Source organism: Cellulomonas citrea (genome assembly GCF_009829685.1).
Lineage (GTDB): Bacteria > Actinomycetota > Actinomycetes > Actinomycetales > Cellulomonadaceae > Cellulomonas > Cellulomonas citrea.
Window position 1 is genome coordinate 1 of record NZ_VWSD01000388.1, and the last position, 534, is coordinate 534.

Annotated in this window: 2 protein-coding genes; one reads left to right on the forward strand and one right to left on the reverse strand. The window is 65.9% G+C overall.

Annotation, left to right across the window (positions count from 1 at the left end; all coding sequences use genetic code 11):
- Nucleotides 1-280 (forward strand): oxidoreductase C-terminal domain-containing protein (locus F2B26_RS16890; RefSeq protein ID WP_210766860.1); only part of this gene is annotated, 280 nt, incomplete at its 5' end.
- Here the strand turns inward: F2B26_RS16890 and F2B26_RS16895 are convergent.
- The coding region (locus F2B26_RS16895) for a hypothetical protein (RefSeq protein WP_201292832.1) at nucleotides 258-534 on the reverse strand (277 nt) is incomplete at its 5' end. The genes F2B26_RS16890 and F2B26_RS16895 overlap by 23 nt on opposite strands.

A 534-nucleotide genomic window follows, 5' to 3' on the forward strand; every position in this document is an offset into this window, starting at 1 on the left:
TTACGAAGACGTGCCCTGGTTCTGGTCGAACCAGTACGATCTGCGCCTGCAGGCTGTGGGCATATCGCTGGGTTTCGATGCGACGGTGCTGCGCGGCGACCCCGCAGCGGGCAAGGTCAGCGTGCTCTACCTGAAGGAAGGCAAGATCATCGCGCTCGAGTGCGTCAACAGCACCAAGGACTATGTCCAGGGACGCAAGCTGGTGATGGACCGGGCCGAGATCGCGCCCGAACTGCTGGCCGACGCCGAAGTTCAGCTCAAGGAGATGGGCGCAGCCTGACCAGCGCCCATCGCGCGGCGTCCGCCACCACCGGGTCGGGATTGTTCGCGAGCGTTTCCACCTGCGGCACGAACTGCGCATCGCCGCTATTGCCCGCCGCATAGAGGCAGTTGCGCACGAACCGGTCGCGCCCGATCCGCTTGATCGGCGAGCCCGAGAAGAACTGCCGGAACCCCGCATCGTCGAAGGCGAGGAATGTCGCCAGATCGGGCGCGATCAGGTCGTCGCGCGGGGCCAGCTTGAGGTGGCGGTGC